Below are 18,660 nucleotides of genomic sequence, written 5' to 3' on the forward strand. Positions count from 1 at the left end.
TTAAAATTTGCTCTGTTATTAAATTTATTCTAATAAAATTAAATCATAAAATAGTGGCGTTTTTTCCTTTAATTTCAGCATTTAATTAAGTCTATATAATTATTTTCCAGAATAAAATAGTTATTATTTGGAACTAAATCCATAACAAAATCCTCCTTAAAATTGATTACTTTTGTAAAAATTGACTTTTTTATGCAAATTGATCTTTCTACAATAGACCCAAAATCAAATATTATAATAAAAGGAGCGCAAGTACATAATTTAAAAAATGTAGATGTGGTTATTCCTCGAAACAAACTTGTTGTTATAACAGGTCTTTCGGGATCTGGAAAATCGAGTTTAGCTTTTGACACTTTATATGCTGAAGGACAAAGACGTTATGTAGAAAGTTTGTCTTCTTATGCGCGTCAGTTTTTAGGTCGTTTAGACAAACCTAAAGTAGAATACATAAAAGGTATTGCTCCGGCAATTGCAATTGAACAAAAAGTAAATACAACAAACGCACGTTCGACTGTTGGAACTTCTACCGAAATTTACGATTACATTAAGCTTTTATTTGCGAGAATTGGGCGCACTTACTCGCCAATTTCTGGACAAGAGGTTAAAAAAAATACGGTAACTGATGTGATTTCTGATGTAAAAACTCTAGAAATAGACAGTAAATGGTTATTGCTTGCTCCTATTCATTTAGAAGAAGGAAGACAGTTAGAAGACAAACTGAAAGTGCTATTACAACAAGGATTTGCGCGTATTTTGGTCGATAACGAAATGGTTCGTTTAGACGAATTTAATGCTTCAGATTTACATCAATTTGATAATAAAGATATTTTACTGATTATAGATCGTATTGTTGTAAAAGAGGAAGAAGAATTCTACAATCGTCTTGCCGACGCTGTTCAAACTGCTTTTTTTGAAGGAAAAGGAATTGCTTTTTTACAAGAACTAAATGGCGAAAAAAGATTTTCGTATTCTAATAAATTTGAACTTGACGGAATCACTTTCTTAGAACCAAATGTTCATTTATTTAGTTTCAACAATCCTTATGGAGCTTGTCCTGTTTGCGAAGGTTACGGAAATATAATCGGAATTGATGCAGATCTTGTGGTTCCGAATACTTCATTATCTATTTTTGAAAGCGCTATTTATCCTTGGCGTGGCGAGAGTATGAGCTGGTACAAAGATGAATTTGTTAAACATGCTTATAAGTTTGATTTTCCTATTCATAAACCTTATTTTCAATTAACAGAAGAACAAAAAGATTTAATTTGGACTGGAAATCAATATTTTCAGGGTTTAAATGATTTCTTTAGAGAATTAGAAGAAAAAAATTATAAGATTCAAAATCGTGTAATGCTTTCGCGCTACCGCGGAAAAACAAAATGTCATGTTTGTAAAGGCAAACGTCTTCGCGAAGAAGCTTCTTACGTAAAAATCAACGGAAAAACTGTTTCAGATTTAGTCGATTTACCGATTAAACATTTGGTTACATTCTTCAAAAACATTGAATTGAACGTTTACGAAAAGCAAATTGCAAAACGTTTAATGGTTGAAATTAATAATCGTTTGTCATTCTTAACTGAAGTTGGTTTAGATTATCTTACTTTGAATAGAAATTCTGCTACTCTTTCTGGAGGAGAATCGCAACGTATTAATCTTGCTACTTCTTTAGGAAGCAGTTTGGTTGGTTCGATGTACATTTTAGATGAGCCAAGTATTGGTTTGCATCCCAAAGATTCCGAAAGATTGATCAAAGTTTTACTTTCTCTTCGCGATTTAGGAAATACCGTTATTGTAGTTGAACACGACGAAGATATCATGAAAGCTGCTGATATGATTATCGATATCGGTCCTGAAGCTGGAACTTTTGGAGGAAAACTAGTTGCTCAAGGAACTTACGATGAAATTCTAAAATCTGATTCGCTTACAGCTAAATATTTAAATGGTGATTTAGAAATTACTGTTCCGAAAAAAAGAAGAAAATTCAAAAATCATATTGATATTGTTGGCGCGCGCGAAAACAACTTAAAAAATATTGATGTTACTTTTCCTTTAGATGTTTTAACTGTCGTGACGGGTGTTTCGGGAAGTGGAAAAAGTACCTTAATTAAGAAGATTTTATTTCCTGCAATGCAGAAAAAGCTAGAAAGTGCATCTGAAAAAGCGGGACAATTTACAGAACTAAAAGGTTCGTTTTCTCAAATCAAACATATCGAGTACGTAGATCAGAATCCGATTGGAAGAAGTTCTAGATCAAATCCTGTAACTTACATAAAAGCTTACGATGACATTCGCGATTTATATGCCAAAGAAAAATTATCAAAAATAAGAGGCTATCAGGCAAAACATTTCTCTTTTAATGTTGACGGAGGTCGATGTGAAACTTGTAAAGGAGAAGGCTCTATAAACGTCGAAATGGTCTTTATGGCAGATGTTTCATTACCATGTGAAACTTGTGGAGGAAAACGCTTCAAAAAAGAAATTTTAGAAGTTACTTTTGACAACAAAAACATCAACGACATTCTAACAATGACAATTGATGATTCGATTGCTTTTTTCGAAAAAAACAAGCAATCAAAAATTACGCAAAAATTACAGCCTCTGCAAGACGTTGGTTTAGGTTATGTACAATTAGGACAATCCTCTTCTACCCTTTCTGGTGGTGAAGCGCAACGTATCAAACTGGCATCTTTTCTAGTTAAAGGAGCAACAAAAGAAAAAGCTTTATTTGTATTTGATGAACCAACAACGGGACTTCATTTTCATGATATTAAAAAGCTTTTGGCTTCTTTTGATGCTTTAATAGAAAAAGGACATTCTATTATTGTTATCGAGCATAATCTGGATTTAATAAAATGCGCCGATTGGATTCTGGATCTTGGACCTGAAGGTGGTGAAAATGGCGGTTATTTACTGGCTTCTGGAACTCCAGAAGATATTGTAAAAGTAAAAGATTCAGTAACTGGAATTTATTTAAAGGATAAATTATAAATTTCCTTTCTTTCTAAAAATAATTAAGCCATAAATACAAGTGATTAATTTGTATTTATGGCTTTTACTATTTTATTCTTCAATATTTAAGCTACGAGACATCTTTCTTCAAATGGAAAACCGTCTTCATCAATAGCTACTAAAATCTTTTTCTGTTTTGAAGCCTCAAAAGTTAGATAAAGCCATGCAAACGACCACAAACCGAGAGTTAAACAAAAAATCATGAAATTTAAACTGTGGTTAACCACTTTTCCTCCTTTAGATAAAACTGCAAAAAGCAATTTATCATTTCTTTCTTCCAGCGTAAACCCCTTATGAACTTTGTTTGAGATCATATTGGAAAATACCTGCATGCTTTGTTCATGGCTGAGATGATTGTCCTTCATAATTATTACTCTACAATTAATTCTAATTACACTTTCATTTGTAATTTCTTGCAAAAATATTCATTTCTAAATAATAAAAAAATACCTACATTTAGTGATTTTGTTAGAAAAAAATAGGCTATTACAACAAACTACTGATAAATTTTCATGTTAAAGTTAATTTTAATTCGATTAATTACAAAATATTCAGGTGTTAAAGTTTTAAATTTAATCGCTATTTTTCAATTAATTAACTTTAAGCTCCCCAGATAACAGAAGTTATAATTTATCGTTACTTTTTTTGTCTGATTGTACAGTAGAAGCATTTCCATCACGTAAAGCGCTGTAATGTGGAGACATAATTTCGATTCCAGCGGCATTAAATGAGTCTTGAATATTTTGATGAAGTGACGAATATATTCTTGGCTGTTTTGTGGGTTCTTTTGTATAAACATTAATTTGGTACGAAACATAAAAGTCATCCAAACTTGTTTGAAGCACAAATGGTTTTGGTTCTTTTTCAATCATTTCTGTTTTTAAAGCTGCATCAATTAAAGCTTTATGTATTGCTGTCCAAGGAACGTCGTAACCAATTGATACTGTAGTATGAATCAATAATCCGTTTGTAGATTGCTGTGTATTTGCCGAATAATTTGTAGAAGTACTAGATAAAACGGTAGCATTCGGAATTGTAATGTCTTCAAATTTAGGCGTTCTAATTCTAGTAACTAATGCCGTTTTTTCTATTACTTCTCCACTTACATCGCCAATTTTTATATAATCGCCAATTTTAAACGGGCGCATGTAAGTAATTACCAAACCTGCTACCATATTTGCAATTGCGTTTGAAGAACCAAGCGAAAATAGAACACCTACAAATACAGATACGCCTTTAAATATAGAAGAATCAGAACCTGGTAAATAAGGAAATATAATTACTAACATAAAAGCATACATTAATAATCGGATGATATTAAATGTAGGTAATGCCCAATCGCTGTAAAATCCGTCAATTTTAATGTTTTCTGATTTTATTTCGTAAAAGAAAAATTTAATCAGTTTTAAGGCATATCTAAAAATGATGATGATAACAATAATGGTTATTAAACTTGGTAAAAAATCGATAAGTCCCATTAAGACTGATTTCGCAGGCGTTAAAATCCACTGAAGCAATGTTGTTGTATATTCTTTTGTTGCCGGAAAAATACTAAATAAAACAGGCAGAGATAGATAAACAATAAAAATTAGAGTTACCGTTTTTATAAATCCGAAAAGACGAAGAAATATAAACTGCTGTTTTTGTGGAGATAATATTTTTATTGAATTGTAACTAACACCTTTAAAATATCGTGCTTTCCTTTTAATGATATATTTTTTGAGCAAATTAAAAAGTTTCCCCGCCAAAAATAAAACCAAACTAATTATAAGGATTAACAATGCTGTATATCCGATTCGTTTTGGCAATTGCGAATAATTCTCATTCTGATAAATAATAGCCCTTTTAATTAATGCTAAATTACGTTTAGCAATAAAAGACATTGAAGCGTTTTCTGCCTTTGCATCTGCTTTTAAAACAGACATTATTACCAAATCGTTTTTGTAAACAATATCTAGAGAAACATCAGAAGGAACTATAATTATGGAATCTTTCTCAAAAAAAGACTCTTCGTAAAGTTTTTTAATTTTATTCGAAATATAATTAGCTCGCTCTTTAGCCGAAAAAGATCCTACATTAGTATAAACTAAAAAAAGTGTGTCTTTAAACGGACTAACTGGATAACCTTTAAGTTTTATTGGCGAAACTGATTTATCTAGAATCTGCTTATCATTTGTTTGAGCAAATAATAATGACGAAGAAAAAACAAGAAAGAACCCTAATAAACTAAGTATTTTTATTTTCATATTCTATTAGAAATAAATTAGTTATCCTTTCTAACAAATATAAAAACAAAAAAGCTACAAATTTTAAATTACTTTCAATTTTCGGTAAAATCTTACTTATATTTTAATTCCTATTTTCTTTAAAACAGAATCTATAACGTTATTAATATCTGTCGAAATCTTGAATTTATAATTCAAATAAACATAGAAAATAGTAACCAAAATCGATTTTAAAGCAATACTTATTAATTGGAAAAATGGAAACTCCCAAAAATAAAATACCAAGAATAAAGCAAAAGTCAGAACAATCGAATGAATAGTCTGCTTTGTAAATGGATATAAATGAAGTTTTTTAACCACAAAAAGCAGTTTTGCCAAACTATACAAAGTAATAGATAGAAGCGTCGCAAAAGCAGAACCGAAAATTCCAAAAATTGGAATAAAAATCATATTTAGCACAATTGTTAACACAACCAACATTAATCCTAAATACAACACCATTCTGTAATATTTTGTATTAAAAATAATCGCATTATTGTTTCCTAAAATTAAATCAAAATATTTAGAAAGCCCAATCATAAATACTACAGAAATTCCGCCGCTATATTCTTTCGGAACTAATTCATATAATTGATTAATATTCACAAAAATGCAAAGCATTACAAAACCACCAACCATTTGAAGATTGATCGATGTTTTTTTATAAAGCTCATTTAATTCGTCGTGCTTGTTTTCATGCATCAATTTTGCAGTAATCGGATAAACAATTTGGTGCATGGCACGACTTGGAACTGAAATAACTAATGCTATATAGGTTGCAACCGAATAGAATGCAATATTATCAATAATCATATATTGATTTAATATCATTTTATCTCCATCTAAAAGTAAATTGGCAACACTTCCAGATAGAATAATATAAAATGAATAAACTAGTATATCTTTTGCATTCTTTGGTTTAGAAATCTGAAAATGAGGTTTCTGAACACTAAACGCATAAAACATAGTAACCAAAAAAGCTAAAAAATATAGTCCGGCAGTTGCATATACAAATCCTTCCACACTAAGTACATCATAATAAACTGCTATCAATAGAAATAAAGAAAACAATCTTAAACCAATTTCTTTAACGAAATTTCCAAAAACAGAAAGCATGTGAACACGCGCCCAAGCATAAAAAATTTCGAAATATGCCATAGTTAGCCCAATAAAGGGAATAAGCCAAACGTAACTTTTAACGATTGCATTCTTTTTTGACAGAAAGAACAAAATTTCATCGTAGAAACAAAGTCCAATTAATAACAATGGAATTATTAAAATAATGGGAAACAAAACCGTAAAAGACAAAAATTGAGATTTTTCTTCATCGGTTTTATATTGAGAATAAAACTTCACCAATGTATTTTGCATTCCGATAGCAAACAAAGGCATTATAACGTTAGCACTTGAAGTTATATAGTTTGTCAGTCCATAAAAAGTTGCTCCAAGAAAAATTGGATACAAATAAAGTGTGTTAATGGCTCCGATACCAAAACCAATATAAGTAATAATTGTATTTTTAAAAGACTGATTTAAGACAACACCCATGTTTGGATTTCTGAATTTAGATTTTAGATTTTAGATTTTTTACAATCTATGATTTACTAATCAGCTGCGCTAATTGCTTGGTTAGATTTTTTCTTGAATATTGCTGTAAACCAATTCCATGCGATTGCAATTTTCCTTCCAAAAACTGATTAAAAAAGTCCAAAATTACACTTTTTAGTTTCGCTTTTTCAGAATAATCAAAAAATACTCCAGTATTTGTTTGCGTTACAATATCTGCAAAATCAGAACCTTGCGGTCCAATAGCAATTATTGGACGGTTTGAAACCATGTATTCAAACAATTTACCTGGAATAATGCTTTTTGTGTCTTCCGAATTAATTTCAATTAAAAGCAAAACCTGAGATTTTCTTTGATGCGCAACTGCCTCTTTATGAGAAACGTAACCAACTAAATTCAAATAGTCTTTTAATTGATTTTCTTCTATTGCATCTAAAACTTCTTGACTTACAGCGCCAATAAGTTTTATTTCTAAATGAGTTTTAAACTCGGGAACTTCTTTTAGTAATTCAACCAAAACTTTCCACAAAAACGGCGGATTTCTATCAGATAAAAACGAACCAATATGCGCTAAAGTAAATTTATGGTCTAAATCTTGTTTTTCGACAGTTTCAACATCATAACCATTTGTAATTACAGTAATTGGCTTATCTGTTATTGCCTCAAATTCGGTTTTTGTCGTTTTACTTGTTACAATGATTTCATCAGCAGAATTAAGTACTTTATGTTCTAAATTTTTATGTTTTTTTTCTGCATAAGAAGATAAACGGAGCGCTTTGTGATACCCAATAGTAGTCCAAGGATCACGGAAATCGGCAAACCATTTTACTTTCAATTTTTGCTGTAATTCCAAACCAATTAAATGCAGACTATGCGGTGGTCCAGAAGTTACAATCGTATCAATATTATTTTCCTTAATATATTTTTCAAGATAAGCAACAGAAGGTTTTACCCAAAAAACACGAGCATCCGGAATAAAAAGATTTCCGCGAATCCAAAGAAAAGTTTTGTCTAAAAACGTCTGTTTTTTCTTTTGCGGAAAAATTCCAGAACTGATTTTCTTTGTTTTATTTTTTGAAAAAATAGAAGCCAATTGATAAGGTTCCCAAATTTTATTCTTTAAAACAATAACTTTATCTGAAATTTCGCTTACTAAACCTTCATCAACAATTGGATAAGTTGGATTTTCTGGAACATAAACAATTGGCTGTACGTCAAACTCTGGTAAATATTTCACAAATTTTAACCAACGCTGTACACCAGGCCCACCCGCAGGCGGAAAATAATAGGTAATTATTAAGAGCTTTTTTTGTTCCAAGAAAAATTGAGGTTTAATATTAAAAATGCAAAGGTAAATTTATTTTAGGGTTAATCTCTTGTACACTTTAAATAAGATATAAAATAAAAGCAAACAATTTAATATAATCCAAAAATTATAAAATCCCCAAACAACTTTATACTCCAATTTCATGCTCGAAAAACTAAAATATTCTCCCTGACTTTCATCATAAAAATCATCATAGCCCATCATGAAAAAGCTGCAAAAAGCAAATACTAATAAATCTAAAATGATTAAAAGAACTATCTTCAGAATTTTTGCAATTGACATTTAGAAAACTAATTCTTGAACTCACCTTTATTTGAATTCTTCTTTCTACTTTCAAAAAAGATTCCACCACCTAAAAGCAATAACATTCCAATTGAACTCATTAGTGTAATTGTTCCACCAGTTTTAACAACCTGTGGATCAAATTTAAATTCAATTGTATGTTTTCCAGCAGGAACTTCCATTGCTCTTAAAACATAATCAACTGGAAAATGATCTGTTAGTTTTCCATCAATGTAAGCATTCCATCCATTTTTATAATACATCTCAGAGAAAACAGCTAATCCGTCTTTCTCATTTTCAGATTTGTATTTAATATAATTTGGTTTGTATGCTACAACTTTAATTGTTCCTGTTGTATCAAATGCTTTCTTTAATCTTGCATTCTGAAACTTGTTTTCATGCTCATGAACATTAAAAACAGCTACATTTTTAGTGTCAATAGTATTTAGAGCTTTCATTACATCATCTGGCTTGTTTACCAATTTTACAGAACTCACAAACCAAGCGTTTCCATTAGCATCTGGATTAATTGTCGGAATTTCTTTTCCTTCTTTATCGGTTTGAATAACATACTTAACATTCAACATATTAAGTATTTCCAGATTATTTTTAGCAATCTGATAATCAAAAAGCTGTTGCATTCTGCGAGGTTTTGCCGCATGATAACCACCTATAGAACTATGAAAATAAGAAGCTCGTGCACTCGACATATTTCCGTTTACTTCAAAAACTCTGTAATGTGTAGTGTCTTTCAAAATCTCTGCATCAGCAGGCGTTTCCTGAAAAGGAGCCGCAATTTGAACTGGACTTACGAAATCTTTTGCCGAAACATATTTTTTGTCTACAAAGAACAAATCAAAAATCATTATAAGTCCTACAATAATTAAAGTTGTAGTTTGCGAAAATTTATTTTTAATGAATAACCAAAGAACTCCAAAAGTAATCACAATAAGAAAACCTGTACGCAATAAGTCTGCATAATACATTGTCATTCGGTCTTCTTTTAGCGCATCAACAAAATCTGGTCCGTAACTTTCCATAAAATATTGGTCGCTAGAACCTGAAAAATGGAAAAATCCTTTAGCAATTGCTAAAATCAAAATTACTCCTATTCCAAAAACTCCAGTCTGTACAAGTGCTTTTTGCTGTACTTTAGGCTCATCTTTCGCTTTAAAAAACGATTGGATTCCCATAACTGCTAAAACAGGAAAACACAATTCTAGAATTACCTGAATAGAAGATACCGCTCTAAACTTATCGTACATCGGTACGTAGTCTATAAAAAAGTCTGTAAGCAATGGGAAATTTTTCCCCCAAGAAAGAATTAATGAAAATAATGCTCCTCCTAGAAATACATATCTAATTTTTCTATTATCGATAAATAGTGCTAAAACGGCCAAAAAGAACACAACTGCACCAATATAAGCTGGCGCAGCAACAATAGGCTGATCTCCCCAATAAGTAGGCATACCTGCCGCATATTCTTGCGCTTGAGACGGAGAAGCTCCTTTTTCTATAAAAAAAGAATACATTCTGCTATCGGTACCTAAATTTTCGTGATTTGATCCACCAAAAAGTCTAGGCGCAATAAGATTAAAACTCTCTGCAATTCCGTAGCTGTATTCTGTAATATATTCGCGGCTTAAAGCATTTTCATTTGTCTTTTTTGTTCCGTCTGGATTGAATGTCAATTCGCTATTGCTTCGTGTACTAAATTTAGCATATTCACTTGTTGCTAATAAATTTCCAGCATTCGCTCCAATTGCAAAAATTCCAGCTATAATTAAAGTTCCGGTTGAAATTAAAAGACCTTTATAATCTTTTTCTTTTATAAAATTAAATGCAAAATAACCTGAAAGTATCAATAAGAAAATCAATAAATAATAGGTCATCTGAAAGTGATTGGCACTAATTTCTAATGCCACGGCAAACATTGTGAGCAAACCGCCCCAAATGTATTTTTTCTGAAAGACGAGTATAAATCCGGCAATAACTAAAGGCATGTAAGCAATAGCGTGCGCTTTGGCATTATGGCCTACTCCTAAAATAATGATTAAATAAGTTGAAAAACCAAAAGCAATCGCTCCAATAAACGCCTTTAACGGATCGGTTTTTAAAACCAATAACAAACCATAAAAACCTAAGAAATATAAAAATAGGTAATCAGCAGGACGCGGAAGAAAACGTAAAACATCATCTATTTTACCCACAAAATCATTTGGATAATTTGCTCCAAGCTGGTAAGTTGGCATACCGCCAAAAGCTGAATTTGTCCAATAAGGCTCTGCATTTTCTATCGCTCTAAAGTCATTTTGCTCTTTTGCCATTCCGGTGTATTGAGCAATATCTGACTGGAAAATTTGTTTTCCTTGCAGAACTGGATAAAAATAAATTAATGAAACAAGAATAAAGCCCAGAATAACAAGGGCATGCACGTAGAACTTATTTACTATTTTCAATTTTGGCTAGTTTGGGTTAAAATGAATCCTAAATTTTCAGGACACAAATCTAATCTATTTCTTCGTAATCAACATACTCTCCCACTTTTTTGGTCGCACGCGGGTTTTTAGCATTAGCAGTATTAATGATTATTTCATCATTATTGTTGTTATTGCGATTATTTTGATAAGTGTTACCTTGATTATACTGCTGTTGTCTTTGAAAATTTTCACTAGCATTTTCTACCGCTTTTTTAACCAATATTGGCAAAAAGATTCTAGCTAAAAATTTAAAAATGTAATAAAAAGCTATAACCCACATGATGGTTTTTAACAAACCTGAAAATGATGCTTCTTGCATAACTATATATTTTTTTCCAAAATTAATAAATCCATCGCTTAAAAATAAAATATGAATCTTAAATAAATAATAAAATATGTACATTTGAAATGCGTTATCACTTTCTAAACTTAAAAGAAAATTATGTTCAAAATTAAAAACTTACTTGCCCCGGTACTTTTTTTTATTCCACAACTGTTTTTTGCGCAATATACTGATGTTATCAATTCCAACCGCCCTGGAGAAACCATGTCGGCGTATGGTGTAGGAAAATCAGTGATTCAAGCCGAACTTGGCGTTTACGGCATTAAAGAAAAACACGATTTACTTAATTATGACGGCAGCGGTTTCGGAACTGATTTCTCTCTTAGATATGGTGCTTTTCTAGAAAAATTAGAATTTATCCTAGATGTACAATATCAAATGGCTAATTATGACACGCCATACACCAGTTACAAGAAAAACAATTTCAGACAAACTGTTCTTGGTGCAAAATACTTGATTTATGATCCTTACAAAAATAAAAGAGAAGTAAACATTTATAGCTATAAAGCAAACCATAGTTTTAATTGGCGTGAATTAATTCCTGCAGTCTCTGTATTTGCAGGAGCTAATTTTGTTGGCGCCGATAATCCATATTATTTTTCTCCCGACGGTGCTATTTCACCTAAAATCTCTCTTATTACGCAAAATTCATTTGGAGGTGGAAGATGGGTATTTGTAACCAATATTATTGCAGATTACATCGGAACAGATTATCCAAGTTACGGATATGTGTTAACTTTGACGCACGGATTTAACGAAAGATGGTCTGGTTTTGTTGAAAATCAAGGCTATAAAAGCGATTTTTACAGTGATGCAATCGTACGTGGCGGGGCCGCTTATTTGCTTTCTCCAAATATGCAGGTTGATGCTTCTATAAGTACAAACTTTAAGAATACGCCTTCGATTTTATACGGAGGAGTTGGAGTATCATGGCGTTATGACGGTTGGTACAAAAACAAGCAAGCAGCAAATAAAGCAGAGGAAAAAGCCAAAAAGAATACTGATAATGAAAAAAGCATTGATTATCAAGAAAAAGAAAGAAAACGTAAAGCGAAATACGAATAAAATTAAATAACCAAACGCTCTAAAAAGAGAATCTCAATACCAGCTTAATGATCACAATTAAAGAAGCCAAAAGCAAAAAAGAATTAACCGAATATATTAAATTCCCTTTTTCGCTATACAAAGACAGCCCTTACTGGGTACCGCCAATTATTGCAGACGAATTAGAGTCTTTTGATAAAACGAAAAACCCTGCTTTTGATAATGCTGAAGCCTATTTCTATTTGGCTTATAGAGACAATCAAATTGTTGGCCGTATTACGGCTATCATCAATTGGTCTGAAGTAAATAATCAGCATAAGCGAAAAGTTCGTTTTGGCTGGTTTGATGTTATTGATGATATTGAAGTTACAAAAGCACTTCTTGAAAAAGTATTCGAATTAGGAAGAAAACATAATTTAGAACACGCTGAAGGTCCGATGGGATTTTCAAACTTAGACAAAGTTGGTGTTTTAACAGAAGGCTACGATCAAGTAGGAACCATGATTACTTGGTACAATCACCCGTATTATGTAACACATTTAGAGCAATTAGGATTTCAGGTTGAAAAACAATACATCGAAAGTATTTTCCCTTTTTCAAATGTAAAACCAGAATTTTTTCAAAAAGCGCAAGCTTTAATCAAAAAGCGTTACGAATTAAGAGCCTTAAACTTTACAAAAACAAAAGACATTATGCCTCATGTGGACAAAATGTTTGATTTGTTTAATGAATCTTATGAAAAACTAGCTTCGTTTGTAGCGATTTCTGATGTTCAAAAAGAATATTTTAAAAAGAAATACATCAGCTTTATCAATCCAGAATATATAAAATTTGTTGTTGACAAAGACGATAATTTAGTAGCTTTCAGTATTGTAATGCCAAGTTTTGTTGAAGCTTTGCAGAAAATAAAAGGTAAATTATTTCCTTTTGGATTTCTTCAACTATTAAAAGCAAAAAAACACAGTAAAGATGTTGTTTTTTACCTTATCGGAGTTCATCCTGAATATCAAAACAAAGGTGTAACGGCTATTATTTTTGATGAATATTATAAAACTTTTTCAGCTAAAGGAATTCAGAATTGCATTAGAACTCCTGAATTATTAGAAAATAACGCGATTCATTTACTTTGGAAAAATTTTGATCCAATTATTCACTGTCAAAGAAAGACTTATCTGAAGAATCTTTAGTTTTAAGTGATTAGTGAAAAGTAACAAGTAATTAGCTTTAACAGCTAAATTTTAAATAAAAAAAATCCATTCGCCCCCAAACGAATGGATTTTTTTTATTTAGTAGATCTTAATTACTCCACTTTGCAATCTATTTTTGTCAAGGTATTTTTTGCGTCAAATTTTAGCTTCTTTTTGTCTTTAAAAGACACTTTATCGTTGGCTTCTACAATATCTCCATATCCTTCAATAAAAGCGCCATCTTTTTGTAAAAAAACAACTTCTCTTACAGACGAAACACCTTCTGAAGAAAATGTATAATCGGCAACTAAAGTATCTCCTTTCATGTTTCCGATAAGAGTTCCTTCATTTTTATCTTTTCCTACCAAATTGTAACTTAGTTTTCCGTTTACTTCTTGATGAGAGTTTACATTAAAACTCATTTCAATAACGCTTCCATTTAATCTCCAAGCATAACATTGATCTCCAGCAGGTTCTACAATTTCAGCTTCTTTTGGCGGACTTGGTGTAATTTGCACTGGCTCAGTAGTTGTTGTTTCTTTTTTACAAGAAACAAAAACAGCCAAAGCAATAACTGTTAGTGTTAGTACTTTTTTCATAATTCTTTATTTTTATTTTGTGATTTATTACATAAAGTTACCCTAAATAAAAAAAATCCATTCGCATAACGAATGGATTTTTTTACATAATTCCCACTAGGAAATTTTTATTTTAAAGTCAATTACGATACGTCTACTGTTGTACGTTGTGCAATTTCTTTATAAGTTCCGTTAACTAATTTCTCACGAATTGCTTCGAAAGCTGTTAACGTTTCATTGATATCTTCAATTGTATGAGAAGCTGTAGGAATCATTCTCAATAAGATAATTCCTTTTGGAATAACTGGATACACAACAATAGAAAGGAAAATACCATAATTTTCTCTTAAATCGTTTACCATTACCATTGCTTCAGGGATACTTCCTTCTAAGTAAACTGGTGTAATACAAGTATTTGTATCTCCGATATTAAATCCTTTTTCCTTAAGACCGTTTTGCAATGCATTAACGTTTTCCCAAAGTTTATCTTTAATTGCAGAAGATTTACGTAATAATTCTAAACGTTTCAAAGAACCAATTGTTTGAATCATTGGTAATGCTTTAGCAAACATTTGAGAACGTAGATTGTATTTCAAGTAGTCTATAACCGTTTTGTCTGCCGCTACGAAAGCACCAATATTTGCCATTGATTTAGCAAAAGTTGAGAAGTAAACATCAATCTGATCTTGAACTCCTTGCTCCTCACCTGCTCCAGCACCTGTTTTTCCTAAAGTACCAAAACCGTGAGCGTCATCTACCAATAAACGGAAATTGTATTTTTGCTTTAAAGCTGCAATTTCTTTCAATTTTCCTTGCTGTCCGCGCATTCCAAAAACACCTTCAGTAATAAATAAAATACCACCTCCAGTTTCTTCTGCCATTTTAGTAGCACGTTGCAAGTTTTTCTCCATACTTTCCAAATCATTGTGTTTGTATGTGAAACGTTTACCCATATGCAAACGAACACCATCAATGATACAAGCATGTGAATCTACATCATAAACAATAATATCGTTTTTAGTAACCAAAGCGTCGATAATAGACACCATTCCCTGGTAACCAAAATTCAACAAATAAGCAGATTCTTTCATTACGAACTCAGCCAATTCATTTTCTAATTGTTCGTGGTAAGTAGTGTGTCCAGACATCATACGAGCTCCCATCGGATAAGCCGCACCAAATTGAATTGCTGCATCTGTATCTGCCTGACGAACTTCTGGATGATTTGCTAAACCTAAATAATCATTTAAACTCCAGTTTAAAATATTTTTTCCGTGAAAAGTCATTCTAGGACCCAACTCTCCTTCTAACTTTGGGAAAACATAATAACCTTCTGCTTGAGAAGCCCATTTTCCTAAAGGTCCTTTATTGTCCTGAATTCTTTCGAATAAATCTTTTACCATAATATATTGTAGTAATTTTTTTTACTTAATCAGCGAGCAAAAATAATCATAATTAATTTAAAATAAAGAGCCTCAATTATTTTTATTTAAAAATTATCAAGAGAAATAAAACTGTAAGATTTAACCTAAAATATACTATGAGTTTATTTCTTGCATCTGAAACAGAATTATTTCAAACATGATTTTTATCATAATAAAAGATAAAACAGTCTTTTATTTTTGATTCATATTTAAATAAAAACAAAACCAATGTATTATGAAAAGGAATTACAAAATTTGGATTAAGATGAACGTGTTGCTTTGTTCACTTTTCATGCTTCTCTTATTGGCAAGCTGTAAGAATGACGAAGCTAAAAATTATTCAGATATTAAGACTGAAGGCGAAATGGAAGCCGAGCTTACTTCGCCTCCTCATGTTCCTAAACCTGTTGGCAGCAGAAATGCCATGAAATTAAAACTAAACATGGAAATTAAAGAACAAGAAGGCATAATGACCGATGGAGTAAAATATACGTATTGGACATTTGGAGGTTCTGTTCCGGGAAGTTTTATTAGAACTCGTGTTGGTGACGAAGTTGAATTTCACTTAAAAAATCATCCCGATAACAAACTTCCGCATAACATTGATTTACATGCTGTAACTGGCCCAGGTGGTGGAGCAACTTCTTCTCTTGTTGCTCCTGGACACGAAAAAGTTTTCAGCTTTAAAGTTTTAAATCCAGGATTGTACGTATATCATTGTGCAACTGCTCCAGTCGGAATGCACATTGCAAACGGAATGTACGGTTTGATTTTGGTCGAACCAGAAGGCGGACTTCCTCCTGTTGACAAAGAATATTACGTTATGCAAGGCGATTTTTACACTCAAGGTGAATATGGAGCAAAAGGTCTTCAGCCATTTGACATGAATAAAGCGGTAAAAGAAACTCCTGATTATGTTGTGTTTAATGGAAAGGTTGGATCTCTTACAAATGGTAATGAGTTAACAGCAAAAGTAGGCGAAACGGTTCGTTTGTTTGTTGGAAACGGAGGACCAAACTTGGTCTCTTCTTTCCACGTTATTGGAGAAATATTTGACAATGTACACGTTGAAGGAGGAAGTACAATTAATAAAAATGTTCAGACAACTTTAATTCCTGCTGGTGGCGCTGCAATTGTAGATTTTAAAGTAGAAACTCCCGGAACTTTCATTTTAGTTGATCACTCTATTTTTAGAGCTTTTAATAAAGGTGCTTTGGGAATGTTAAAAGTAGAAGGAAAAGAAAATAAAAACATTTATTCTGGAACAATTCAAGAAGGTATTTATTTGCCTGAAGGCGGAACGATTCAGAAAATGCCAGGAAGTAATGCCGTTAAAACTGAAATCCCTAAACGTACTGCTGCCGAAAAAGTAAAAATCGGAAAAGAAATCTTCGGAACGACTTGTTTTGCGTGCCATCAATCTGAAGGGCAAGGAATTCCGAACACTTTCCCTCCTTTGGCAAAATCAGATTATTTGAATGCCGATTCTAAACGCGCGATTAAAACAATTTTACACGGTTTAACTGGAGAAATCACTGTTAACGGAAAAAAATACAATAACATAATGCCATCGCAAAACTTATCTGATGACGAAATCGCAAATGTGTTAACCTACATTTACAGCAGTTGGGGCAACAACAAAACAGAAGTTACGCCAGAAATGGTGAAAGCGCTAAGATAACAGCAAAACCAACAGCATGAAAAAATTCATTTTCATTCTTTTAATTGTCTTTTTCTCTGTGTTTACCAGTGTCATGAAGGCACAGGAAACAGGAATGGTTTTCATAAAAGAGGGATCTTTTGTCCCTCTTTATGGAGCCGTTTCTAAAAAACCTGTCGAAGTAAAATCGTTTTATATTGACATTTACCCTGTTACAAACCGTGAATTTTTAGATTTCGTCAAAAAGAATCCTTCATATCAAAAATCAAAAATTAAAGGAATTTTTGCCGATAAAAGTTACCTCTCTTATTGGAAAAATGATTCTGATTTTGGAAATGCAAAACCTAATTCTCCTGCAACAAGTGTTTCGTGGTTTGCTGCTAAAAAATACTGCGAATGTGAGGGAAAACGCTTGGTTACAATGGATGAATGGGAATATGTAGCAATGGCAGATACCAAAAAAATTGACGCCAGAACCAAAAAAGAATTCAACGAATATATTTTGTCTTGGTATGAGAAATCTAGAACGTATGAAAATGAAATCGGAAAAACGTTTAAAAATTATTGGGGCGTTTACGATATGCACGGTTTAGTTTGGGAATGGACTTCTGATTTTAACAGCATTTTTTTATCTGGGGAATCTCGAAAAGACAAAAGCAGCGACAAAAATCTCTTCTGCGGAAGCGGTTCTATAAACGCATCCGATTTAATGGATTATGCCGCTTTTATGCGATACGCTTTTAGAGGAAGTTTGAAAGCTCAATATTCTACAAGAAATCTTGGCTTTAGATGCGCAAGTACAATAAAACCTAAAATCTAATTTAATTAGGCTTACAATGAAAAAAACAGCAATTGCTTTTCTTCTTCTATTCGCGTTTTACAGTTGCAAAGAAGCTGACAAAAAAGAAGTCAAAGCAGAATCAAAAAAAGAAATTAGTGATTTATCGATTTATAATCTTCCTTCGAAATGGACAAATCAAAACGGAAAAGATATAGAACTAAAAAGTCTTAGAGGAAATGTTTTAGTAATGGTAATGATTTACACAAGCTGTAAAGCTGCCTGCCCGAGATTAGTTGCCGATATGCGCGATATTGAATCAAAACTAGCAAAACAAACAAAACAGCATGTAAAATTGATTTTGGTAAGTATAGATCCAAATACAGATACTCCTGAAAGATTAAAATCATTTGCTATTGAAAACAAAATGAATCAAGATCCTTGGATTTTCCTTCGTTCTTCTGAAGAAAATACAAGAGAATTTGCTGCAGTTTTGGCGGTGAATTATAAAAAGATTTCTCCAATAGATTTTTCGCATTCAAATATTATTAGTGTTTTTAATCCCGAAGGAGAATTGGTTTTTCAACAGGAAGGTTTGGGCGTAAATAATGAAAAAACAATTGAAGCAATAAATCAGGAAGCAGGAAAAATATAGTTATTTAAATAGGTTGATTAGTAAGAAGCAAGAGTTTGATTTTAGGTAGAAATCGGCTCTTGT

14 protein-coding genes are annotated in these 18,660 nt (G+C 31.9%); 6 read left to right on the forward strand and 8 right to left on the reverse strand.

The genetic code is table 11. The annotated features are described in order from the left end of the window. The first annotated feature begins 192 nt into the window (after positions 1–192). Positions 193–2,988, forward strand: a complete 2,796-nt coding sequence (gene uvrA, locus P0R33_RS04595) for an excinuclease ABC subunit UvrA (RefSeq protein WP_276174388.1) — start codon at positions 193–195, stop codon at positions 2,986–2,988. Positions 2,989–3,074: 86 nt separating this feature from the next. On the opposite strand, the gene P0R33_RS04600 is transcribed toward uvrA, so the two are convergent. The 6 genes from P0R33_RS04600 to P0R33_RS04625 form a co-directional block, all read right to left on the reverse strand. Next, the gene (locus P0R33_RS04600) at positions 3,075–3,428 is read right to left on the reverse strand and encodes a hypothetical protein (RefSeq protein ID WP_276174389.1); all 354 of its coding nucleotides are present in this window, start codon (positions 3,426–3,428) and stop codon (positions 3,075–3,077) included. Between the two features lie 204 nt (positions 3,429–3,632). Then, the gene (locus P0R33_RS04605) at positions 3,633–5,255 is read right to left on the reverse strand and encodes a mechanosensitive ion channel family protein (RefSeq protein WP_276174390.1); all 1,623 of its coding nucleotides are present in this window, start codon (positions 5,253–5,255) and stop codon (positions 3,633–3,635) included. Between the two features lie 96 nt (positions 5,256–5,351). Then, positions 5,352–6,821: a lipopolysaccharide biosynthesis protein gene (locus P0R33_RS04610; protein WP_276174391.1), complete on the reverse strand. Its 1,470-nt coding sequence runs from the start codon at positions 6,819–6,821 to the stop codon at positions 5,352–5,354. A 46-nt stretch (positions 6,822–6,867) separates the two neighbouring features. Continuing rightward, on the reverse strand, positions 6,868–8,157 hold the full coding sequence (locus P0R33_RS04615; RefSeq protein WP_276174392.1) for a glycosyltransferase family 4 protein: 1,290 nt from the start codon (positions 8,155–8,157) through the stop codon (positions 6,868–6,870). Positions 8,158–8,456: 299 nt separating this feature from the next. After that, positions 8,457–10,907, reverse strand: coding sequence for a YfhO family protein (locus tag P0R33_RS04620; RefSeq protein ID WP_276174393.1), 2,451 nt, complete (start codon positions 10,905–10,907; stop codon positions 8,457–8,459). 49 nt (positions 10,908–10,956) lie between these two features. Further along, positions 10,957–11,247, reverse strand: coding sequence for a DUF4834 family protein (locus tag P0R33_RS04625; protein ID WP_276174394.1), 291 nt, complete (start codon positions 11,245–11,247; stop codon positions 10,957–10,959). 123 nt (positions 11,248–11,370) lie between these two features. On the opposite strand from P0R33_RS04625, the gene P0R33_RS04630 reads away from it, so the two are divergent. Beyond that, entirely contained in the window at positions 11,371–12,336 is a 966-nt protein-coding gene (locus P0R33_RS04630; RefSeq protein ID WP_276174395.1) for a transporter, read from the forward strand. 47 nt (positions 12,337–12,383) lie between these two features. Further along, positions 12,384–13,502 (forward strand): GTP cyclohydrolase, encoded by a 1,119-nt coding sequence (locus tag P0R33_RS04635; RefSeq protein ID WP_276174396.1) that lies wholly within the window; start codon positions 12,384–12,386, stop codon positions 13,500–13,502. A 113-nt stretch (positions 13,503–13,615) separates the two neighbouring features. On the opposite strand, the gene P0R33_RS04640 is transcribed toward P0R33_RS04635, so the two are convergent. Together P0R33_RS04640 and P0R33_RS04645 are read right to left on the reverse strand one after the other, a co-directional pair. After that, complete coding sequence (locus tag P0R33_RS04640) at positions 13,616–14,101, reverse strand: hypothetical protein (RefSeq protein ID WP_276174397.1); 486 nt, start codon at positions 14,099–14,101, stop codon at positions 13,616–13,618. A gap of 122 nt (positions 14,102–14,223) precedes the next feature. Continuing rightward, positions 14,224–15,483 (reverse strand): aminotransferase class I/II-fold pyridoxal phosphate-dependent enzyme, encoded by a 1,260-nt coding sequence (locus P0R33_RS04645; protein ID WP_276174398.1) that lies wholly within the window; start codon positions 15,481–15,483, stop codon positions 14,224–14,226. Positions 15,484–15,739: 256 nt separating this feature from the next. Between P0R33_RS04645 and nirK the strand changes: the two genes are divergently transcribed. The 3 genes from nirK (at position 15,740) to P0R33_RS04660 (ending at position 18,597) form a co-directional block, all read left to right on the forward strand. Continuing rightward, positions 15,740–17,185 (forward strand): copper-containing nitrite reductase, encoded by a 1,446-nt coding sequence (nirK, locus tag P0R33_RS04650; protein ID WP_276174399.1) that lies wholly within the window; start codon positions 15,740–15,742, stop codon positions 17,183–17,185. Positions 17,186–17,258: 73 nt separating this feature from the next. Then, a complete protein-coding gene (locus P0R33_RS04655) occupies positions 17,259–17,984 on the forward strand; it encodes a formylglycine-generating enzyme family protein (protein WP_276175687.1) in 726 nt (241 codons plus the stop codon). Positions 17,985–18,000: 16 nt separating this feature from the next. Beyond that, positions 18,001–18,597: an SCO family protein gene (locus P0R33_RS04660; protein WP_276174400.1), complete on the forward strand. Its 597-nt coding sequence runs from the start codon at positions 18,001–18,003 to the stop codon at positions 18,595–18,597. Positions 18,598–18,660 lie beyond the last annotated feature (63 nt).

Source organism: Flavobacterium sp. YJ01 (assembly GCF_029320955.1).
In the GTDB taxonomy this organism is placed as follows: Bacteria; Bacteroidota; Bacteroidia; order Flavobacteriales; family Flavobacteriaceae; genus Flavobacterium.